Raw genomic sequence first — 21232 nt, forward strand, 5'->3', positions numbered from 1 at the left:
ATTCATCATTCATCATTAATAAGTCATCATTTTTTACAGTTCTTTCCGTAAACGGGCGACGGGAATGTTGAGCTGCTCACGGTATTTAGCAACGGTCCGCCGGGCAATGTTGTATCCCCGTTCATTCAGAATTGTTTCAAGTTTATCATCCGATAACGGATGGAGTTTCGGTTCATTATCGATCAGTTCCTTCAGGATGTTCTTTACCTCACGGCTGCTGACATCTTCGCCGGAGTCGGTCGAAATACCTTCCGAGAAAAAATACTTGAGCGGATAGATACCAAATTCAGTCTGAATAGACTTGCTGTTGGCCACCCGTGAGACTGTCGATACGTCCATATCGATCATTGTGGCAATGTCTTTCAGGATCATAGGCCGTAGACGGGACTCTTCGCCGGTGAGGAAAAAATCGTACTGGAAACGCACAATGGCATTCATGGTTCTCAGCAGCGTTTGCTGACGTTGCTTGATGGCGTCAATAAACCACTTGGCCGCGTCTAGTTTCTGCTTGACGAACGAGACTGTTTCTTTCAGGACTTTGTTCTGTTTCTTGCTCTTGTCATACGTATCGAGCATATCGGAAAACGAGCGGCTGATCCGTAATTCTGGCGCGTTTTTTGAGTTCAGCGATAGTTCAAGTTTACCGTTACTGTTCGTCAGAATAAAATCAGGAATCAGGTATTGTACCGTACCCGATTCGCCTTCCACCGAACCCGGCTTGGGATTCAGCTTGATAATAATGTCAACAACTCGTTTCAGGGCTTCATCGCTTATATTGAGCCGATGTTGAATTTTATCGTAGTGTTTGCGGGAAAACTCATCAAAGAATTCATTGATAATCCGAATGGCCAGCCCTACATACGGGTCACTCTGATCTCGGCGCCGTAGTTGCAAAATGAGGCATTCCTGAAGCGTTCGGGCGGCAATACCCGGCGGATCGAACGACTGAATTTTGTGCAATACCTCCTCGACTTCGTCGGTATCGGTAAAGACATTTTGCGAAAAAGCAAGGTCATTCACAATGGCCTGAATGGATCGGCGTATATAGCCATCGGCTTCAATACTCCCGATCAGTTGCAACCCGATGATACGCTGCTCTTCACTTAAATCCAGGTAGCCAAACTGCTGCATCAGCGCATCGGTGAGGTTCGAGCTGGTGGCCAGTGGCATGTCACGATCTTCTTCGCCGTAATTGCCATCGCCCTGCATTTTGTATCCGGCGTAATCCTCGTCCTTGATGTATCCGTCTATGTCCAGCTCATCGTCGCGCTCCTTGTAATCATCTCCGTCGTCGAACGGGTCTTCCTCTTTTGGCTCATACTCCTCGTCCATTCCCTCTTCGAGCGCCGGATTTATTTCCAGCTCCTCTTCAATCCGAGTGTCCAGTTCAGCCGTAGGAATCTGCAGCAGTTTAATAAACTGGATCTGCTGCGGAGATAGTTTCTGCTGAAGGGACTGAGAAAGGCTTAACTTCTGCATGTCGGTATTGTCTGTCGATTAATCAGTTACGTTGAGTAGAATCAGTCATAGGCAAATCGGCCCTCACAATTATCAGACCAAAGTAATGAGATTTTTGTTTTTGTCCCGATTAATTTTCTGTAAAGCCCCCGAATAGTACCTTCGTGGCCTATGACAAATAAGCTTTACGATACGTCGCTGAGTTTGCTGACGGACCTGTACCAGGTAACGATGGCCTATGGCTACTGGAAGTCGAAAACAGCCGAAAAAGAAGCCGTTTTCAATCTGTATTTTCGCAAAAATCCCTTCAATGGTGGCTTTACGATAAGCTGCGGTTTAGCGAACGTAATTGGCTACATCAATAACTTCGGTATCTCAAAAAAAGATTTGCGCTACCTCCGTACGCTCACTGGTCACGATGGTGAGCCTATGTTCGAAGATGCATTTATGGATTATCTGGCCAACCTGAGGCTTACGTGCACGATTGACGCTATCCCGGAAGGAACGGTCGTGTTTCCGAACGAGCCACTGGTTCGGGTACGCGGCCCGATTTTACAGTGCCAGTTGCTGGAGACTCCCCTACTGAATCTCATCAATTTCGAGTCGTTAATTGCGACCAAAGCGGCCCGACTCCGGCTAGTGGCCGAGAAAGATTCCCTGCTGGAATTTGGGTTGCGTCGGGCGCAGGGTTTCGATGGCGGCATGACAGCCAGCCGGGCGGCCTACATCGGAGGTTGCGATGCAACGTCCAACGTACTGGCCGGGAAGCTATACGATATTCCGGTTCGGGGTACGCACGCGCACAGTTGGGTCATGTCGTTCGATACCGAACAGCAGGCATTTGATACGTATGCCGACATGATGCCCAACAACGTAACACTCCTGGTCGATACGTATGATACGTTACAGGGCGTCCGGCACGCGATCGAAACCGGAAAAAAACTGGTCGAACGGGGGCATAAGCTGTCCGGCATCCGGCTCGATTCGGGCGATCTGGCGTATCTGAGTATTGAAGCCCGCAAGCTGCTGGACGCAGCCGGTTTTCAGGACACGTCCATCGTGGCCAGTAACGATCTGGACGAAACAATCATCAATAGCCTGAAACAGCAGGGCGCTAAAATTGACATCTGGGGCGTGGGTACCAAACTCGTCACGGCTTACGATCAACCAGCGCTGGGCGGGGTGTATAAACTGGCTGCTTTCCGAAATGAACTCTCGGACCGTTGGGATTACAAAATGAAACTGTCGGAGCAGGCCATTAAAATCTCGACGCCGGGCATTCAGCAGGTACGTCGGTATCTGGATGATCGGGGTTTTCTGGCCGACATGATTTTCGATTCGGAAACGGGCGACCTGGATCAGCAGGGCGCCGGAAAAGCAACCGTTATGATTGATCCACTGGATTTTACCAAACGACGGCGTTTCGATGCGACGCAGCCCTACGAAAATTTGTTAGTGCCCGTTTTTCAGGACGGTAAGCAGGTCTATGTTCTACCCGACATTCACTCGGTCCGGGATCGGGTGCAGGCGCAGTTGGCCAGTCTCCATCCGGGCGTGAAACGGTTTGTAAACCCGCACATTTACCCGGTTGGTCTGGAAAAGAATCTGCATACGTTAAAAACGAATTTGATTTTAACCTTACGGGGCGAGTCGGCGTAAGGGTTTCGTTAAAGCAATGTAGACTTTCCCTTTTACAGCTAAGCGACTGTCTATCAGCCTTTTTTACCCCTAAATCCCCTGAAGGGGAATTTATTTGAGTAGGTGCAAAGTCCCCTTCAGGGGATTTAGGGGTAAAAACGACTAGAAAAAGCAATCATAATCAGCTATTTAAGGTCCACCAGACAGGCAACGACGATTTCTTTATTTCTTAATATGGCAACGATAAACTAAAGCAAAAGTTTCTGTTGCTTTGTTCACATTTCCTTTCTCTTTTCTAACCATGCAACCAATTGAATTAGTGGTTTTCGATATGGCCGGAACAACCGTTACCGACCACCACGAAGTAGAACGTTGTTTTGCTGAGGCAGCTACCGAAACCGGATTGTCGGTTTCCGACGAGCGGATTCTGGCCATGCAGGGATTGGCTAAACGCTACGTATTCGATACGCTCTGGAAGGAACAATTGGGGAGCGATCATCCAGCCATACAGCAGCAGGTAGACGTATCGTACGATGCCTTTCGCCGGATTCTGGAAAATCATTATCGCACGCAGGGTGCTACCCCCACCGAAGGCTGTCTGGAAACGTTTGCCTACCTGCGGGAGCGTGGCATCGCAATTGCTCTGACAACCGGTTTTTACCGGGTCGTGACCGATATTATCCTGGAGAAACTCGGCTGGCTTGAGGGCTTAAATGAGCAACGAATCGGTAGTCCCAACAGCCTCATTCAACTCTCCATTGCCAGCGACGAAGTGGAGCGCGGACGGCCCTATCCGGAGATGATTGAGCGGGCGATGCGCCTTCTTAACGTAGCAACCCCCAAAGCGGTTATAAATATTGGCGATACACCCTCCGATCTGCTGTCGGGTCGGGCGGCAGGTGTTGCGCTGAATCTGGGGCTCACGAATGGCACGCACTCGCGCGACCAGTTAGACGCCTACCCGCACGATCTTTTACTAGGCTCTCTTCGTGAGTTGCCTGCACTGATCACTGCCAGAGAAGAAACGATTAATGCCTAGAAGAGAGAGGAGGATTAGAAAGGAGGTAAGGATTAAAAATTTACGCTCCTCCCCCCTCTTTTTCTTTCCTCCCTCTCTTCCTTTTCCTCCTAAAAAATGTCTTCCTACGATTTACTAGTTATTGGGGCGGGGGCGCTCGGCACGTTTCATGCGTACCATGCCGCCAAAGCGGGAAAACGTGTATTGCTGCTCGAAAAAGACCGTTATCCGGTAGGCGCAACCGTACGTAATTTTGGCCAGGTAGTGCCGTCGGGACTAGCCGGGCGATGGTTCGACTACGGACGCCGGAGCCTGGAAATCTACCAAACCATTCAGCAGCAAACCGACCTGACGGTTCGCCGGAATGGCACGATCTACATCGCGTCCGACACCGACGAATGGACGCTGGCCAACGAACTCCACGACCGCTACCAACGCATTGGCTACCCCAGCGAATTATGGACCAAAGCGCAATGCCTGGCCCACTACCCGTCTTTGCAGGCTGACTACGTAGTGGGTGGGATTTTCTTTCCGCAGGAGATGAGCGTCGAGCCGGAACAGATGATTCACCGGCTGATTGCTTTTGTTCAGCAGAAATACGGGGTTGATTACCGGCCGGGTTCAGCCGTGATTGATGTGCAATCCAATTATAGTGGTGCCATCGTTACGCTGAGCAATCGGGAGCGATTCCAGGCCAGCCGGGTGCTGATTTGCAGCGGCCACGAAGTGCGGTTATTATTCCCTGACGTGCTGGCCGATGCCGGTTTGATAGTAAGTAAACTACAAATGCTGCTGGCCGAGCCGGTTGCCGGCCTTTCCTTACCCGGAAATATTCTGACCGGCTTGACGATACGTCGGTATGAAGCGTTTCAGGAGTGCCCGTCCTATAGAGACATCATGGCCCGCACGCCCGAACACCTGGCTGAACTCAAAAAATGGGGCATTCATATTTTGTTCAAGCAGGCCATAGACGGCTCCATCATTGTGGGCGATTCGCACGAATATGCCGACGCGACACAGGCCGAAGATTTGGGCTACCACACGCAGGATTTCATCAACGATCTGATACTGGCCGAAGCCCGGCGAATTGCTACGTTCCCGCTAACGATTAAAAAAACATGGGCGGGTTTTTACAGCCAGACGAAAGACGAAATCTTCAAGCACGATATCGATGAGAACATTCGCATCGTGACCGGCATTGGCGGCAAAGGCATGAGTTCGGGGGCGGGTTATGCCGAGGAGAGTATTCAGCAGTGGCTGGGCTTGTCCAGGAACGCAGCCGCGTTGTAAGGAACTGTCTGAAAACCCCTAAATCCCCTGAAGGGGACTTTTCTCACGCTCGGACAAAGTCCCCTTCAGGGGATTTAGGGGTTTTCAGACCAAATAAGAAATAAGCGCTTATTTCATGTCTATTAAGCTCATATGAAATCTCCTCAGCATCTGTTCACAAACCATTGATGATTGGTCAATATTGAGGTAATACCGGGGCTCTACTTTTGCAGGAATTTACTTGAGCAATCTCAACCTGCAAACGTATGGCTCTTATTTTACCTTCCTCAACACGACGGCAATCATCTCAGCAGCGAACCTCGCCCTCGGTTCGCACCCTACGACGATTCGCCGTAGCATTTTTATTTTGCCTGGCATCTGGCCTGTCGGCTTTCGCGCAAACCGTTAGCGGTCGGATTGTATCCGGTGAAGACAACCAGCCATTGCCCGGCGTGTCGATCATCGTGAAAGGTACAACCACGGGTACAACCAGCCGCGCCGATGGGACGTATTCAATTAACGCGCAATCGGCGAATACGCTGACGTTCTCGTTCATCGGGTATGAAACACAGGACGTAGCAGTGGGGAATCGAACCACACTTGACGTATCGCTGGTTGTAGGCTCGTCGACACTGAACGAAGTCGTCGTAACGGCCCTGGGCATCAAAAAGGATATTCGGCAAACGGGGGTAACGGTGCAAACTGTCGATGGAACGCAGTTATTGAAAGCCCGCGAACCGAACCCGATCAACTCCCTGACAGGAAAGGTGGCCGGGTTAACGATTGGCTCGTCGTCTGAATTGCTGGGTCGGCCGAATATCTCACTACGGGGTAATTCGGACGTATTGTTTGTGGTCGATGGGATTCCCATTACGTCCGATACCTGGAACGTCAGCGCCGACGATATTGAGACGTACACCGTGCTGAAAGGCGCGTCGGCCTCGGCATTGTATGGTTTCCGGGGAAAAAACGGGGCTATTCTGATCACGACAAAACGCGGTACGAAAGACAAACGTGGTTTTTCGGTAGAAATCAATACGAGCCAGATGGCCGACCAGGGATTCATTGCCATTCCGAAAGTGCAGGACGAATATGGCCCCGGTGATCACGGCGTCTATGCCTTTGGCGATGGCAAAGGCAACGGCCTCAACGATGGCGATTACGACATCTGGGGACCAGCCCTGAATGGTCAGTTAATTCCGCAATATGACAGTCCGGTTCTACCGGGTCAATCGTTCACCACGACATTTCCTAACGGAAAAACTTTTACCAGCAACCGGCAGCCAACGCCATTTTTACCTCGCGGCAAAGACAATCTCAGCCGGTTTATTCAGACCGGGATTCAGTCGAACAACAACGTAGCGGTGGCCGCATCGGGGGAGAAATACGATATGCGCTTCTCCCTGTCGCACAATTTTCAGCGAGGGCTGGTGCCGAACACCAAGCTGAACGTAACGAACTTCAACGTAACGGGGGGCTACAATTTTTCGCCCAGACTACGCTTCGAGGCCAGTTTGAACTACAACCGGCAGTACACACCCAACTTCCCGGATGTAAACTACGGCCCGAACTCGTTGATCTACAACATTATCGCCTGGGGTGGCGCCGACTGGAATATCGATGACATGAAGCAGATCTGGCAGCCGGGCAAAGAAGGCTCCCAACAGATTTATGCCGAATATCAGCGGTATAATAACCCGTGGTTCCTGGCAAAATACTGGTTGCGCGGCCATTACAACAGCAACATGTACGGTTACACATCGCTACGTTACCAACTTACGGATGCGTTGACCGTCACGGCCAAGACCCAGTTGACAACCTATAGCTTGCTTCGCACAGAAAAATTCCCCTATTCGGCCACGAGCTACGGCCGCGAAGAAGCTAGGGGCGACTACCGGGAAGATCGCCGAAACCTGTTCGACAATATCAACCAGGTGCTGGTTCAGTATAACAAAAAAGTTACGCCCGATTTAGCTGTTAACGCACTGGTAGGGGGTGAGGCCCGTATTTTCAATTATAACTCCGATTTCGCCAGCACCAACTACCTGAACGTACCGGGCGTATACAATTTCGCGAACTCATCAAACCCGGTCGTTGCGTCGAATTTCCAGTCGGATATGCGGGTGTTATCGGCCTACTACTCGGCTGATTTTACGTTCCGCGATTATGCTACGTTGACCACCACGGGCCGGATCGACAAACTCTCGACCTTGCCGAAGGGAAACAATGCATACTTCTATCCGTCGGTAGCGCTGAGCACGGTTATTTCGGACTATATCCAGCTACCGGCTAATCTTGGCATTTCATTCCTGAAACTGCGGGCGTCGTATGCCAACGTGAAAGACGGCCTGACCCAATCGACCATCGGCTCTACGCCAGGTGCTTCGTTTCCGCTCGGCTATGGCGTTGATTACAACTCGTCGTATGGCGGACCAACGTATCAGAACTCGGCCGTGTATACCCTGCCCCTGGCCTACAACAACAAACCGGCGGCTTATTATACCAATACGCTCAACAACCCAAATCTGAAACCCAACTCGACCTCACAATCGGAGATCGGACTGGACATTCGTTTCCTGAACAATCGTTTGGCACTGGATGCGGCTTACTACGTTAGTAACGACGGGCCGCGCATTTTCACACTGCCATCGTCGGAAGCAACGGGCTACACCGGCCGACTGGTTAATGGCATCAGCACCCAGAAAAAGGGAGGTGAAATCTCGCTGACGGGGCAGGCGATACGCTCAGCCAAAGGATTTAACTGGGATGTTGTCGCCAACTATTCAACCTACACCGAACGGTTGAAAGCGGTGTATCCAGAAGGCGGCATCAATTCCCTGGCATCGAACTTTTTTGTCGGAAGCAGTAGCGACAAACGTTTTATCAATGTTGGTGATCGTACAGATGGATTCTACTCAAGTGCGCTGGTGCGGACACCCGATGGTCAGGTTATTAATGATTACACCATAGATAAAGATGGAAATGGTAATCCTGTCAAAGATAGCCAGGGTAACACGGTTTTCTCTGGTGGACGACCAATCGTCAATCCGGTAGCGCAATTCCTGGGCTATGTGAATCCAAAATTTGTTTGGGGCATTAATAACCGTTTCAGTTATAAAAACATCACGTTTAGCTTTCAGTTCGACGGTCGTGTCGGTGGTGTTATCGGTGATTATGTTCGGCAAAAAACCTTCCAGGGTGGCCGTCACATCGAAACCGTGCAAGGCGCATTGGGCGCTGCCCGGCCTAATGATGTTAAAGGAATTAAATCGTATTTGAGTGAAGGAGTAGTAAATACAGCAACAGACGAAAAGGGTAATCTTATACCGATTAACTATGATGTCAATGGCAATGTGACAAACTATACTCAACTCAAGTTTGCACCGAATCCGCTCCTTACTTACGAGCAGGACTACATCGCCCGTGTTTATGGTGCCACCGAGTCGTTCCTCATGAGCCGGAGCTTTGCCAAACTGCGCGAGGTGATCATTGGCTATTCGTTACCACAACATCTGCTACGGCATGTTGGTGTAAAGCAGGCCAGTGTATCGCTGGTAGGGCGCAACCTGTTGTACTTCGCCCAATACAAAGACATCGACCTCGACCAATATTTGACAGGCGGCATCTCGGGTCTGCAAACACCAACGACACGTCGGTACGGTATCAACCTGAATCTGGTATTTTAATAACACTTACGAACCCCTAAATCCCCTGAAGGGGACCTAATCTAAATATGAGCCAAGTCCCCTTCAGGGGATTTAGGGGTTCGCCGAGTCTATCGACTACAATCTTATGAAACTCAATAAAATTCTCCTGCTTTCTTTAACAGTTACCGGCTTATCGCTGGCCAGTTGCGAACAGCCATTCGATCAGCTCGAACAGGACCCAAACCGGCCGACCAGCGCGCCCGCTTCGCTGGTTTTCAGTGGTGTACTGAATGACATGTATAATGCAAATACGTCTCCAACGGGCTATCACGGCGTTACGAATGGAGGCTGGAGCGATCAACAGCGCTGGAACCAGTTCTACGCCAGTAATTACAACTACTACTCGACCAACGATTACGCCTGGACGTCGACCGATCTCTATTACACAACCCTGAAAGACGTAGTGAAAATGGAACAGGAAGCAAAAAAAGCGGGCTTACCTGACGTGAACGCGTACTCGGCTCTAGGTAAATTTTTTCGAGCGTTCTTTTTCGAGAACATGACCAAACGCGTGGGCGACATTCCCCTGACCGACGCGTTGCAGGGCCTGGATAATCAGTCGCCCAAATACAATACGCAGAAGGAAGTGTATGTGCAGGTTCTGAAATGGCTCGACGATGCCAATACGGACCTGACCGCCCTTATCGCGAAAAGTGACAACAGCCTCTCGGGCGATATTTATCTGGGAAACAGCCTGAGCAAGTGGCAGAAGGTGGTGAACACGTTTAAGCTGCGTGTGCTGATTAGCCTGAGCAAAAAAGAAGCCGATACGGACCTGAATGTAAAAACGCGTTTCGCGGAGGTTGTCAATAACCCCACCAAGTTTCCGGTGATGGGCTCGATGGATGACAATCTGCAATACGTGTATAATAGTCAATTCAACAAGTACCCGCGCAATCCGGACAATTTTGGTCAAAGTGCTACGCGTGAGAACATGGCCGCTACGTATCTGGGCACGTTGACGACGCTGAAAGATTCCCGCACGTTTGTAGTCGCCGAACCCGCTACGGCAAAAGTTGCCGCTGGGATCAAACCAACCGATTTTGCGGCATTTGTGGGTGCATCGTCGGGTGAAGATTTAGCCATTATGTCGTCGGCTGCGAATCAGGGGGCTTATTCGTTTCAGAACCGGAAACACTATTACAGCACGTACACCGCTGAACCTTACATCATTATCGGCTATCCTGAACTACAGTTTACAATTGCCGAAGGCATCAACCGGGGATGGGCTACGGGCAGTGCCGAGGATTATTATAAAAAAGGCATTCAGGCATCCTGGGGATTTTATGGCCTAAAAGACGGTAGCAACGACGTATTTTTCTCAGCCGATGGTGGTTACAAGTTGTTCAATACGTATCAGGTCAATGTCAGCTTTGCCGATTACTACGCACAGCCTGCCGTGAAATATACCGCTGATGCCGCAGGATTGACGAAGATTCTGACCCAGAAATACCTCGCGTTTTTCCAGCAATCAGGCATGGAAGCGTTCTACAATCAGCGTCGGACGGGCGTTCCAACGTTCCTGGTTGGCCCCGGCACAGGCAACAGTACCCGTATTCCACTCCGCTGGCAATATCCATCGACAGAGCGCTCGTACAATACTGCGAATAACAGCGCAGCGCTGACAAGTCAGTTCGGTGGCAACGACGATATCAATGCAGCCATGTGGGTGCTAAAATAATTCACTACTTTCCGGCTAACGTTGAGCGTAGTCTCTGACTACGCTCAACGTTAGCCGGTCTCCGACCGGAATTAATAATCTATTTCAAACCGGTCGGAGACCGGATAACGCCCGAACGTAGTCGGAGACTACGCCGAACATCCGATAAACTATGCGACGTATTCTTTTTCTGCTTGGCGTTTTCGTGAGCGTCTCCACCTTTGCTCAACCGGCTCAGAACCTGATTCTGGTAACGCTCGATGGTGTGCGCTGGCAGGAGATATTCAATGGAGCCGATTCGACATTGCTTTTCGATCCGGTGTACAGTCGTGATACGGCTAGTGCGCGTAAGCAATTCTGGGCCGCTACGCCAGCCGAACGTCGGAAACGATTCATGCCGTTTTTGTGGAATACGATTGAAAAACAGGGACAGCTTTATGGGAATCGGCAATTGGGCAGCCGGATGAACGTATCGAATCCGCACTGGTTCAGTTATCCCGGCTACAACGAAATCCTGAGCGGCTACGCGGACGACCGCATCAAGTCGAATGACAAGATCGACAATCCGAACGTAACGGTGCTGGAATTTTTGAATCAGCAGCCGGGCTACAAAGGAAAAGTCGCCGTGTTTTCCTCCTGGGATGTGATCGAAGCGGCCGTTAACGAAAAGCGAAGCGGGATTCCGGCCAGTTCAGCCAATGAACCAAGCCGCCCTGTTACGTCCGCCGATTCGCTCCTGAGCGATTTGACAACCTTGTACCCGCGAGAATTTGGCGACGGCGTACGGGCTGACTTCCTGACCTATTTTTCAGCCCGGCAATACGTCAAGCAAAAACAGCCGCGCGTATTATTTCTGTCCTTCGATGAAACCGATGATCTGGCCCATGCCGGCCGTTATCACGATCACCTGCGCATGGTTCAGTCCATTGACAGTTACCTGGCCGACTTGTGGAAAATGATCCAGGCAATGCCGCAGTACGCCGGGAAAACAGCTATTTTAGTGACGACCGATCACGGGCGGGGCCATACGCCCAAAGCCCGCTGGAAAGATCACGGCACCAAAACCGCCGACTCCTACCAGATCTGGATGGCGATTATGGGTCCGGGCGTCGCTACGTCTGGCGTTCAGGCAATGGGGGAGCAGTCGGCAGGGCCGGTTCTTTTCCAGAATCAGATTGCCGCTACGTTAGCCCGTTTGCTGGGATTCGATTTTAAAAGCGACCATCCGGTTGGGAAGCCCATTGACTCCATCAGTAGCGGTAATAGATGATGGTCTTTCTCTGTCACATTCGTATGTAAACATAGCTCATGGCTGACCTTATGAACCGTAGAACCCTCCTCAAATCGGCTGCGCTGCTGCCGCTCGTGCCCGCGTCTCAGCCCTTAATCACCACCGCGCCCGCTGCCCGGAAACGTAGTGTTCGCTTTGCCTACATCGGCGATACGCACATAACACCGGACACCAAACCGATGGAAAGTATAGCGAAATGTTTCCATCATGCGCAGAATCAGGCCGACAAACCGTCGTTTGTTCTGCACGGGGGCGACGTGATTATGGATGCCCTAAAGCAGGATCGGGCGGGCGTGCAGAAACAATGGGATGCCTGGCACACGGTCATGAGAGCCGACAACTCGCTGCCCATCGAATACTGCATCGGGAATCACGACGTATGGGGTTTTGAGGGCGCTAAAAACGACCCAATGTATGGTAAGAAATGGGCCGTCGACCTGATGAAGATCAGCGGTCGCTATCGGAGTTTCGATAAGAACGGCTGGCATTTTATCATCCTTGATAGTGTGCAACCCAAGCCCGACGGCACCTGGTATACGGGCAATATTGACCCGGAACAACTGGACTGGCTGAAAGCCGATTTAGCCAAAACCGGCACCAAAACGCCGACGCTGGTTTTGTCGCACATCCCGATTTTCAGCCCTACGGCATTCTTCAGCGAGCAGAATAACAAAGACGGCAACTGGACCATTTCGGGCGGGCTGGTGCTCTCCAACACACCGGAGTTGCTCAAGCTTTTTTACCAGTACCCAAACATAAAAACAGCCTTGAGCGGTCACATGCACCTCCTCGACCGGGTTGACTACAACGGCGTTACGTATCTGTGCAATGGTGCGGTTAGCGGCAACTGGTGGAAAAGTGATACGTATCAGCAAACCAAAGCGGGGTATGCCTTGATCGATTTATACGACGACGGAACGGTTGAGCGGACATATTTGCCATACGCATAGCGTAAACAACGCAGTAAAAATGGAAACCATCAAAAACCTCTTCGCCCAGAGTGGCGACGATGCCTATTTCGGGGAGCCTGTCACCCAACTTGAACATGCGCTGCAATGCGCGCAACTAGCCGAACAGGCCGGGGCCGACGAAGAAACCGTCGTTGCTGCGTTTCTGCACGACATTGGTCATTTATTACCACCCGAATTAGCCGGGGGCTATATGGACGGTTACGGTACGATTGACCACGAGCGGCTGGGTGCCGATTACCTGCGGGAGCGGGGCTTTTCGGAGAAAGTGGCCCAACTGATCGAACACCACGTCAATGCCAAGCGCTATCTGGTGTTCAAAAATCCGAATTATTTCGCCCGGCTGTCGGAAGCGAGTTTGCGAACGCTGGAGTTTCAGGGTGGCCCCATGAGCGCGGGAGAAGCTTTGGCCTTCGAAACAAATCCCTATTTCAAGGGTATTCTGCTGCTGCGAACCTGGGATGAGCAGGCAAAGATTCCGGATTTACCAACGCCGGGAATTGAGTATTATGTAGCGATGAGTGAGCGATTGATTGAATAAATCGTAGCGTTTGTTTTACCCATATTATTCAGTAGCCTGTTCGGCCTGTTGATGTAATACAAAATGAATATATTGCATCATGCCAAAATCTCCTGCTTTTCTTCGTAACCCCACTACGTTCGTAATCTTTGGGGCGACCGCTGCGTTTTGCACCTATGCCTGCATGTATGCCTTCCGCAGGGGTATCACAGCCGTTACGTTCGAGGGCATGGCTTTTGCCGGCATCAGCTATAAAATCTGGCTCGTTACGGCGCAGGTATTTGGCTATGCGATGTCGAAGGGCATTGGCATTAAGGTTGTTTCTGAAATGTCGCCGGGCCGACGGGCGATCAACATTTTGTTCTTTGTCGCGATTGCCCTACTAGCCCTGCTTGGTTTTGCCCTGGTTCCGGCTCCTTACAATATCATCTTCCTGTTTCTGAATGGATTACCCCTGGGCCTGATCTACGGAACCATGCTGGGTTTTCTGGAAGGACGCCGACAGACCGATGCCCTTGTAGCGGGCTTGACGGCGTCCTTCATTTTTGCGTCGGGCTTTGTCAAAACCGTAGCGCTCACGATTCGGGCCGATTGGGGCGTGTCGGAATTCTGGCTGCCCTTTGTAACGGGGAGTCTATTCGTTCTGCCTATGCTGGTATCGATTTATGCGCTGACCTTACTGCCTCCACCAACCGACGAAGACCGGGCGCTACGTACCGAACGGAAGCCTATGGATGCGGCCGAGCGCCGGGCCTTCGTCAGGAGTTTCAGACCGGGGCTGGTGCTACTCATTGCCTCGTATGTATTACTGTCGGCTTTCCGCGATTTCCGAGATAACTTTGGTCCCGAAATTCTGAAGGATGCGGGCGTCCAGAATCCGGGGATTTTTGCTAAAACCGAAACCTTAGTGGCGCTTGGCATCCTCATCGTGATGGCTCTGCTCCAGCGCGTTACCGACAATTTTCGGGCCTTTGCCTTACTTAATTGCCTGATGCTGGCGGGCGGCTCATTAGTAGGATTAAGTACGTATGCCTATTCGACGGGTCATCTGTCGCCGGGCAACTGGTTTCTACTAACCGGGTTGGGGTTATATATGGCCTATGTGCCTTGCAACGGGCTGTATTTCGAGCGATTGATTGCCTCGTTCCGCTATGTCAGTACGGTCGGTTTCATCGTGACACTCGCCGACTGGTACGGCTATCTCGGCAGCGTAGCGGTCTTGTTGTACAAGAATTTCGGGCACGGCAACATCAGCTACCGGGAGTTTTTCGTGGACGGTGCCTACATCTTATCCCTGACCTATGGCGTTCTGGTTATAGGCTCGTTCATCTATTTCAGAAAACGCTTTCGGGACAGAGTCGTTCTTCAGGAACAGGAAAGCGTGGCTTAAGTTGTTCGGCGTAGTCTCTGACTAGGTCGTAGCGTTTGCCGGTCTCCGACCGGAATGTAATAATATACCAAAAACCGGTCGGAGACCGGCAAACGCTACGACCTAGTCGGAGACTACGCCGAGCAGCCCAAAACAGACGAATACATCTCATCATAAGTAAATTCAGACTCAAATTCGCTTAGATTGGCAGGTTGATTCTTTTCCTTAAAACAGCCTTTCATGCAAACCAATCGACGTGCCTTTTTGCAACAGGCAACGAGTCTGCTGGCCCTGACGGGTGTGGCAAGTCAGGCCGAAGCCATTGCAAACCACCTGAATCCTGGTTCGGCAAAAACCAAACCATACGTAGTGTTTGTTACCGGCGACCACGAATACAGTGGCGAACTGACGCTGCCGCTGATTGCCGCCGAACTCGAAAAGAACTACGGCATGCGGACGACCGTGCTGAAATCGCAGCCCGATTACAATGGCGAAAAAGATATTCCTGGCCTTGAAGCTTTGCGCGAAGCCGATCTGGCGGTTTTCTACCTGCGCTGGCGGCAACTCCCGAAAGAACAGCTTCAATTCATCGATGATTACTTAAAATCGGGAAAGCCCGTGATGGGGTTTCGGACCACGACCCACGCCTTCAATTACCCCGACGGCGACGATCGCAAACGCTGGAATGCCTTCGGGGAGTTTGCCTTTGGCGCTCCTCCAGGTTGGGGTGGCGAGGCTAAGCACACGCACTACGGTCATAAGAGCACGACCGACGTAACGATTATTCCGGCAGCAGCTCAGAACCCAATCCTGACGGGCGTTGCGCCCTCCTTTCACGTATCATCCTGGCTGTATCGCGTTCTGCCCGACTATCCGGCTAAAGGCGCGGTGCCGTTGCTAATGGGAAAATCCGTTAATCCCGATAAAGAAGCGATCGACAATCCTGTAGCCTGGACGTGGCAAAATCAGTGGGGCGGCCGGGCGTTCATCACGACAATGGGGCATCCCGAAGATTTTCAGGTCGAGTCGTTTCAACGTTTGGTTATCAATGCAATTCATTGGGAATTAGGGCTGCCGGTTCCGAAGAAATGGAAAGGTAAGCTACCAATCGACGTACCCTACGGCCACCCGAAAAAATCCTGATACTATGAAGTCGCTTATTCCTGGAAAAACCAGTCTCATTGGATTGCTCGTTGTGGTCGGACTGGCGATTGTTGCGTTCATGGCCTTTCAGTCGGCCCGGCACTCGGTTACGGCTGCTGATCCATTAAAAGTTAGCAAGGGAGCACACATCATGTTGCTGGGGAATAACCTCGGGTCGAGGATGATGAATTACGACAATTTCGAGACCGAGATGCAGGTTCGCTATCCCGATGATTCGCTGTACATACGGAACATGTGCGATGCGGGAGACACCCCCGGTTTCCGGCCTCGTTCAAGCCGGTTTTCGCCCTGGGCGTTCCCCGGTGCCGAGAAATTCCAGACTGAATATGCCAACCCTTCTGATAGCCAGGGCCAGTTTGAATCACCCGACGAATGGCTAACCCGGCTCAAGTCCGACGTAATCATTGCCTTTTTCGGTTACAACGAATCCTTCCAGGGCAAAGAAGGCTTAGCCAATTACAAAGCCGAACTGGATGCGTTTATCAAATGGACGCTCAATCAGAAGTATAACGGACGTAGTGCCCCGCAACTAGCCATTGTATCGCCCATCGCCTTTGAGGATTTGTCGGCCACGCTTGACCTTCCGAATGGCAAAAAAGAAAATGAGAACATTGCGCTATATGCCAGGGCCATGCAGGAGGTCGCTGAGCAGCATAAAGTTTTGTTTGTCGATGCATTTACGCCCTCTCAGAAATGGTATGACGACAGTAAAGAACCATTAACCATCGATGGTTCTCAACTCACGGAGGAAGGCTATAAAAAGTTAGGCGTCCTGCTGGCCGATCAGGTGTTTGGCAAGGCATCGCCCAAAGCTGAAGCCAACCGGAAGCTGATTCATGACGCCGTCATGGAAAAAAACTGGATGTGGCACAACGATTATAAAATTCCGAATGGCGTTCACGTCTATGGTCGTCGGTACGATCCGTTTGGACCGGATAATTACCCGGCAGAAATAAAGAAAATCCGTGAGCTGACGGCCATTCGGGACAATGCTGTCTGGCTGGCGGCATCCAAAGGCGAAAAACTGGATCTTAGCGTTGCGGATAAAAACACATCACCGCTGCCACCCGTAAAAACCAATTATAATCCTGAGAAAAACGGCAGCCTGACGTATCTCTCGGGCAAGGATGCGCTGGCGAAGCTAAAAGTGCCTCAAGGCTATAAAATTGAGCTTTTTGCGTCGGAAGAGGAGTTTCCTGACCTGGCGAAACCGATGCAGATGTCCTTCGATAACAAAGGGCGCCTGTGGATTGCCTGTATGCCGAGTTACCCGCATTACAAACCGGGCGATTCAAAACCCAACGACAAGATCATCATCCTGGAAGACACGAACGGAGACGGAAAAGCGGATAAACAAAGCGTTTTTGCGGATAAACTGCACCTTCCCCTCGGCTTCGAGCTGTCAAAAGAAGGTGTTTATGTTTCGCAGGGGCCTAACCTGAAACTATACACCGATACGAACGGGGACGAGAAAGCCGACAAAGTGGAAATTCTCATGAGCGGCTATGATGATCACGATACCCACCATAACAGCCACGCGTTCACCACCGATCCATCGGGTGCCATTTATTCTGGCGAGGGGGTGTTTTTGCATACCAACGTAGAGACGTCATATGGGCCCGTACGTGCCACAAACGGTGGATTTTATCGGTATGCCCCGCAACTCCATAAACTGGAACGTACTGCCCAGCTTTCCATTCCCAACCCCTGGGGTATTGCTTTCGATGAGTGGGGGCAACCCTTTTTCGCCGAAACGTCCAGCCCTGATGTTCGCTGGATGATGCCCGGTTCGGTATTGCCGCGCTACGGAGAGTTTACGCATAAGTCGGTTCAACTGGTCGAAGAGGCTCACCGCGTACGCCCGACGTCGGGACTTGAATTTGTATCCAGTCGTCATTTTCCGGATGATATTCAGGGCGATTTTCTAATCAACAATACCATTGGCTTTCTGGGTACGAAAGAACACACGCTGACCGATGATGGCACGGGATACAAAAGCCACCATCGAGCCGATCTGGTCGTTAGCGAGGATCGAAACTTCCGGCCGGTCGACATGGAATTTGCGCCGGATGGTTCGCTTTACCTGATCGACTGGCACAATATCCTGATCGGGCATATGCAGCATAACGCCCGCGACCCACTACGTGACCATTCGCACGGCCGGGTTTACCGCATTACGTATCCATCGAGACCCCTGGTGAAACCGGCTAAAATTGACGGCGCCAGCATCGAAGAGCTGCTGGATAATTTGAAGCTTCCTGAATATCGCACTCGGTATCGCACCCGGCGCGAACTAAGAGGCCGTGACGTGAATCAGGTCCTGACCAAACTCAAAACCTGGGTCGCCGGACTGGACAAAAAAGATCCGAGATACGAGCATCATTTGCTGGAAGGCCTTTGGGTTAGCTGGGGTATGAATAAGGTAGACCAACCGCTGCTACGTCAGATGCTCAAGGCAAAAGATTATCACGCCCGGGCGGCTGCCGTTCAGGTGGTACGATATACGGGGCATCAGGTAGCCGATCAGGCCGATTTACTCATGCAGGCCGTTCGTGACGACAACAGCCGGGTTCGGCTAGACGCCATTGTCGCGGCTTCGTGGATTGGTAAGGAGAAGGGGTTACCCATTTTGGCGGAAGCGTCGAAGAAACCCCTGGACGACTGGATGATTCATGCGTATGAGGCAGCCGTTGCGCACCTGAAAGGCGAAAATGTGAAGAAGGAAAAAGAGGTGGTCATAAAATCAACACTGAAAGGAGAAGAACTTGCTTTGTACAATCAGGGGAAAGAAATCTATGCCAAAGAAGGCTATTGCACTACGTGTCACCAACCCGATGGAAAAGGGCTTACGGCCTCCGGTTTTCCGCCCCTCATCGGCACAAAATGGGTATTGGGCAACGAAGATCGGTTAATCAAGATCGCGTTGAAAGGGCTTATGGGACCAATCGACGTAGGCGGCAAGACGTATCCCGGACAGGTGCCCATGACGCCGTTTGGCGGGTTGCTGAAAGACAACGAAATCGCTGCGGTGTTGACCTACGTCAGAAATTCGTTTGGCAATAATGCTCCGGCTATCCTTCCCGACAAAGTAAAAAAAGTCAGAGCGGCTACCGAAAGCAAGAAGGATTTTTACTCGCCTACCCAATTGCTCAAAGAATATCCCATGGAGAATTGATGGTATAAAGTCGAATTATTAAGGCCAGTACTTCGTTGGAATGAACTGTTGGGCATGGTTTCTAGGTGTTTTCGGCTTAGAAACCATGCCCATTCAGCAACCTATCATGTACGATTCTATTTATCTTTTATGCCACTCTTCGTTATCGTTCGCCACGGCCAGTCGCAGTGGAATCTAGAAAACCGCTTTACGGGTAATGTCGATACTCCGCTCACTGAACTTGGCCGGCACGAAGCCCGCGAAGCGGGTGCCCTGCTCAAAGCCCACCAGCCCCCCAACTTCGGCATTGGTTTTACATCAGAATTACAGCGGGCTATTGAAACAATGTCCCTTATGCTGGACGAGATTGGCCAAACGGACCTGCCCATCGAACGTAGTGCGGCCCTCAATGAGCGCATGTATGGCGATTTGCAGGGAATGAATAAAGATGAAGCCGAAGCCCGCTTTGGCGCCGAACAGGTGTTTCGCTGGCGTCGTGGTTATAATGACCAGCCGCCCCATGGCGAGAGTCTGGCTGATACGCACGCACGGGTAGTCCCCTATTTTAAAACGGCCATTTTGCCGCACCTGCAAGCCGGACAACCCGTTCTGGTAGCGGCACACGGCAACAGCTTACGCGCGCTGTTGATGGAACTGGAGCACATAAGCCCGGAAGATATCGAAAAAGTCGAATTAGCGACCGGTATTCCACGCCAGTATACTTACGACCAAACAACCGGCGCGTTTACCCTACTGCCGAAGTAAATCGGGGTTCAGTGCCAGCTTATCGCCCAAACCAGGCTCAAAAGCTATCGTAAACTAGTACGAGCGAATTCCCTTGCCAGTATGGGAATTGGGTGAATTCTTCTGCTGGCTATCCTGTTAAAATGCATAAGCATCACAAATTGTAATCGAATGAAAGCCGTTGTATTAACTGAGTGGGGTGGCGTCGAAAATTTTTCTATCCAGGACGTACCTACACCAACCATCAAACCTGATGAAGTGCTGGTAAATGTCAACGCCTTTGGCGTGAATCCTGCCGACTTTAAAACCCGCACCGGAACCACACCTTATTCCAAGAAGTATACACACCCGATTATTCTGGGCTGGGATATCGCCGGGGTAATTGACGAAGTTGGCAGCAACGTAACAAACTTCAAAGTGGGCGATGCCGTCTATGGCATGGTTAATTTCCCCGAACCCGGCAATGCCTATGCTGAATACGTAGCCTCACCGGCCGCTCACCTCGCCCTGAAACCGGCGGCTCTGTCGTTTGAAGAAGCGGCTGCAGCTCCGCTGGCGGTTCTGACAGCCTGGCAGGCACTGACCGAGCATGGCCACCTCAAAGCTGGTGAAAAAGTCCTGGTTCAGGCTGCGTCGGGTGGCGTTGGGCATTTAGGCGTTCAACTAGCCAAAGCCCTCGGCGCTTATGTCATTGGTTCAGCTTCTGGTAAAAACGAAGCGTTTGTCCGATCATTGGGCGCGGATGAATTTGTCGATTACACCAAAAACACGGTTGAAGAATCGTTAGGTGATCTCGATCTAGTGTTAGATACGGCTGGCGCCGACACGATCTTTGCCTCGGCCAGTGTCTTGAAATCGAACGGACGGCTCATTTCAATTGCCTACTCAGCTATGGACAAAGTGCTGACCATGCGACCTGATATTCATGCCGAACGTATTCTGGTGCATACCAGTGGCGATGACCTGCGCACCATCAACAAATTCATCGAAGACGGCAAACTAAAAATCACTGTGAGCCAGGTTCTCCCCGCCGACCAGATTGGCAATGCTCACCAGCAACTGGAAAGTCGCCGGACGACGGGCAAGATTGTACTGACATTTTAATTCGTTCGGCGTAGTCTCTGACTACGCCGTAGCGTTACCCGGTCTTCGACCGGTATTATGAGTCGTCATTCCGGTCGGAGACCGGATAACACGGCGACCTAGTCAGAGACTACGCCGAACTGGTAAAAAAGCTCCCCCGAAAATTGTAAACTTTCGGGGGAGCTTTTT

Annotated in this window: 14 protein-coding genes; 13 read left to right on the forward strand and 1 reads right to left on the reverse strand. The window is 51.2% G+C overall.

From position 1 onward, the window contains the following. Window positions 1-33 precede the first annotated feature (33 nt). The gene (gene rpoN, locus ACYVEA_RS05630; RefSeq protein WP_461112363.1) at window positions 34-1479 is read right to left on the reverse strand and encodes an RNA polymerase factor sigma-54; all 1446 of its coding nucleotides are present in this window, start codon (window positions 1477-1479) and stop codon (window positions 34-36) included. 150 nt (window positions 1480-1629) lie between these two features. Here rpoN and ACYVEA_RS05635 point away from each other — a divergent pair, with 150 nt between their 5' ends. The 13 genes from ACYVEA_RS05635 to ACYVEA_RS05695 all read left to right on the forward strand — a co-directional run bounded on the left by ACYVEA_RS05635 (window position 1630) and on the right by ACYVEA_RS05695 (window position 21064). Further along, complete coding sequence (locus tag ACYVEA_RS05635; RefSeq protein ID WP_461112364.1) at window positions 1630-3117, forward strand: nicotinate phosphoribosyltransferase; 1488 nt, start codon at window positions 1630-1632, stop codon at window positions 3115-3117. Between the two features lie 280 nt (window positions 3118-3397). Beyond that, on the forward strand, window positions 3398-4135 hold the full coding sequence (locus ACYVEA_RS05640) for an HAD family hydrolase (RefSeq protein ID WP_461112365.1): 738 nt from the start codon (window positions 3398-3400) through the stop codon (window positions 4133-4135). 96 nt (window positions 4136-4231) lie between these two features. Further along, a complete protein-coding gene (locus tag ACYVEA_RS05645) occupies window positions 4232-5404 on the forward strand; it encodes a TIGR03364 family FAD-dependent oxidoreductase (protein WP_461112366.1) in 1173 nt (390 codons plus the stop codon). Between the two features lie 245 nt (window positions 5405-5649). Beyond that, window positions 5650-9069 carry a SusC/RagA family TonB-linked outer membrane protein gene (locus ACYVEA_RS05650; RefSeq protein ID WP_461112367.1) on the forward strand — a complete coding sequence of 1140 codons (3420 nt, stop codon included), beginning with the start codon at window positions 5650-5652 and terminating at the stop codon, window positions 9067-9069. A 106-nt stretch (window positions 9070-9175) separates the two neighbouring features. Continuing rightward, the gene (locus ACYVEA_RS05655) at window positions 9176-10771 is read left to right on the forward strand and encodes a SusD/RagB family nutrient-binding outer membrane lipoprotein (protein WP_461112368.1); all 1596 of its coding nucleotides are present in this window, start codon (window positions 9176-9178) and stop codon (window positions 10769-10771) included. A 151-nt stretch (window positions 10772-10922) separates the two neighbouring features. Beyond that, complete coding sequence (locus ACYVEA_RS05660) at window positions 10923-12020, forward strand: alkaline phosphatase family protein (RefSeq protein WP_461112369.1); 1098 nt, start codon at window positions 10923-10925, stop codon at window positions 12018-12020. 50 nt (window positions 12021-12070) lie between these two features. Beyond that, a complete protein-coding gene (locus ACYVEA_RS05665; RefSeq protein WP_461112371.1) occupies window positions 12071-12991 on the forward strand; it encodes a metallophosphoesterase family protein in 921 nt (306 codons plus the stop codon). Between the two features lie 19 nt (window positions 12992-13010). Further along, window positions 13011-13550: a phosphonate degradation HD-domain oxygenase gene (locus tag ACYVEA_RS05670; protein WP_461112372.1), complete on the forward strand. Its 540-nt coding sequence runs from the start codon at window positions 13011-13013 to the stop codon at window positions 13548-13550. 79 nt (window positions 13551-13629) lie between these two features. Next, entirely contained in the window at window positions 13630-14919 is a 1290-nt protein-coding gene (locus tag ACYVEA_RS05675) for a DUF5690 family protein (protein WP_461112373.1), read from the forward strand. 219 nt (window positions 14920-15138) lie between these two features. Continuing rightward, window positions 15139-16041 (forward strand): ThuA domain-containing protein, encoded by a 903-nt coding sequence (locus ACYVEA_RS05680; RefSeq protein ID WP_461112374.1) that lies wholly within the window; start codon window positions 15139-15141, stop codon window positions 16039-16041. Between the two features lie 4 nt (window positions 16042-16045). Then, window positions 16046-19237, forward strand: a complete 3192-nt coding sequence (locus tag ACYVEA_RS05685) for a PVC-type heme-binding CxxCH protein (protein ID WP_461112375.1) — start codon at window positions 16046-16048, stop codon at window positions 19235-19237. Window positions 19238-19366: 129 nt separating this feature from the next. Beyond that, complete coding sequence (locus tag ACYVEA_RS05690; protein ID WP_461112376.1) at window positions 19367-19981, forward strand: 2,3-bisphosphoglycerate-dependent phosphoglycerate mutase; 615 nt, start codon at window positions 19367-19369, stop codon at window positions 19979-19981. Between the two features lie 150 nt (window positions 19982-20131). Further along, on the forward strand, window positions 20132-21064 hold the full coding sequence (locus tag ACYVEA_RS05695) for an NADP-dependent oxidoreductase (protein ID WP_461112377.1): 933 nt from the start codon (window positions 20132-20134) through the stop codon (window positions 21062-21064). Window positions 21065-21232 lie beyond the last annotated feature (168 nt).

The sequence above is a fragment of the Spirosoma jeollabukense genome, from assembly GCF_054777855.1.

Excerpts from the sequence above, each read along its gene's own strand:
- ACYVEA_RS05680 (WP_461112374.1), top strand. The coding sequence starts at position 15,139 with ATGCAAACCAATCGACGTGCCTTTTTGCAACAGGCAACGAGTCTGCTG.
- rpoN (WP_461112363.1), bottom strand. The coding sequence starts at position 1,479 with ATGCAGAAGTTAAGCCTTTCTCAGTCCCTTCAGCAGAAACTATCTCCG.
- ACYVEA_RS05650 (WP_461112367.1), top strand. The coding sequence starts at position 5,650 with ATGGCTCTTATTTTACCTTCCTCAACACGACGGCAATCATCTCAGCAG.
- ACYVEA_RS05690 (WP_461112376.1), top strand. The coding sequence starts at position 19,367 with ATGCCACTCTTCGTTATCGTTCGCCACGGCCAGTCGCAGTGGAATCTA.
- ACYVEA_RS05635 (WP_461112364.1), top strand. The coding sequence starts at position 1,630 with ATGACAAATAAGCTTTACGATACGTCGCTGAGTTTGCTGACGGACCTG.
- ACYVEA_RS05695 (WP_461112377.1), top strand. The coding sequence starts at position 20,132 with ATGAAAGCCGTTGTATTAACTGAGTGGGGTGGCGTCGAAAATTTTTCT.
- ACYVEA_RS05665 (WP_461112371.1), top strand. The coding sequence starts at position 12,071 with ATGAACCGTAGAACCCTCCTCAAATCGGCTGCGCTGCTGCCGCTCGTG.
- ACYVEA_RS05640 (WP_461112365.1), top strand. The coding sequence starts at position 3,398 with ATGCAACCAATTGAATTAGTGGTTTTCGATATGGCCGGAACAACCGTT.
- ACYVEA_RS05675 (WP_461112373.1), top strand. The coding sequence starts at position 13,630 with ATGCCAAAATCTCCTGCTTTTCTTCGTAACCCCACTACGTTCGTAATC.
- ACYVEA_RS05685 (WP_461112375.1), top strand. The coding sequence starts at position 16,046 with ATGAAGTCGCTTATTCCTGGAAAAACCAGTCTCATTGGATTGCTCGTT.
- ACYVEA_RS05645 (WP_461112366.1), top strand. The coding sequence starts at position 4,232 with ATGTCTTCCTACGATTTACTAGTTATTGGGGCGGGGGCGCTCGGCACG.
- ACYVEA_RS05670 (WP_461112372.1), top strand. The coding sequence starts at position 13,011 with ATGGAAACCATCAAAAACCTCTTCGCCCAGAGTGGCGACGATGCCTAT.
- ACYVEA_RS05655 (WP_461112368.1), top strand. The coding sequence starts at position 9,176 with ATGAAACTCAATAAAATTCTCCTGCTTTCTTTAACAGTTACCGGCTTA.
- ACYVEA_RS05660 (WP_461112369.1), top strand. The coding sequence starts at position 10,923 with ATGCGACGTATTCTTTTTCTGCTTGGCGTTTTCGTGAGCGTCTCCACC.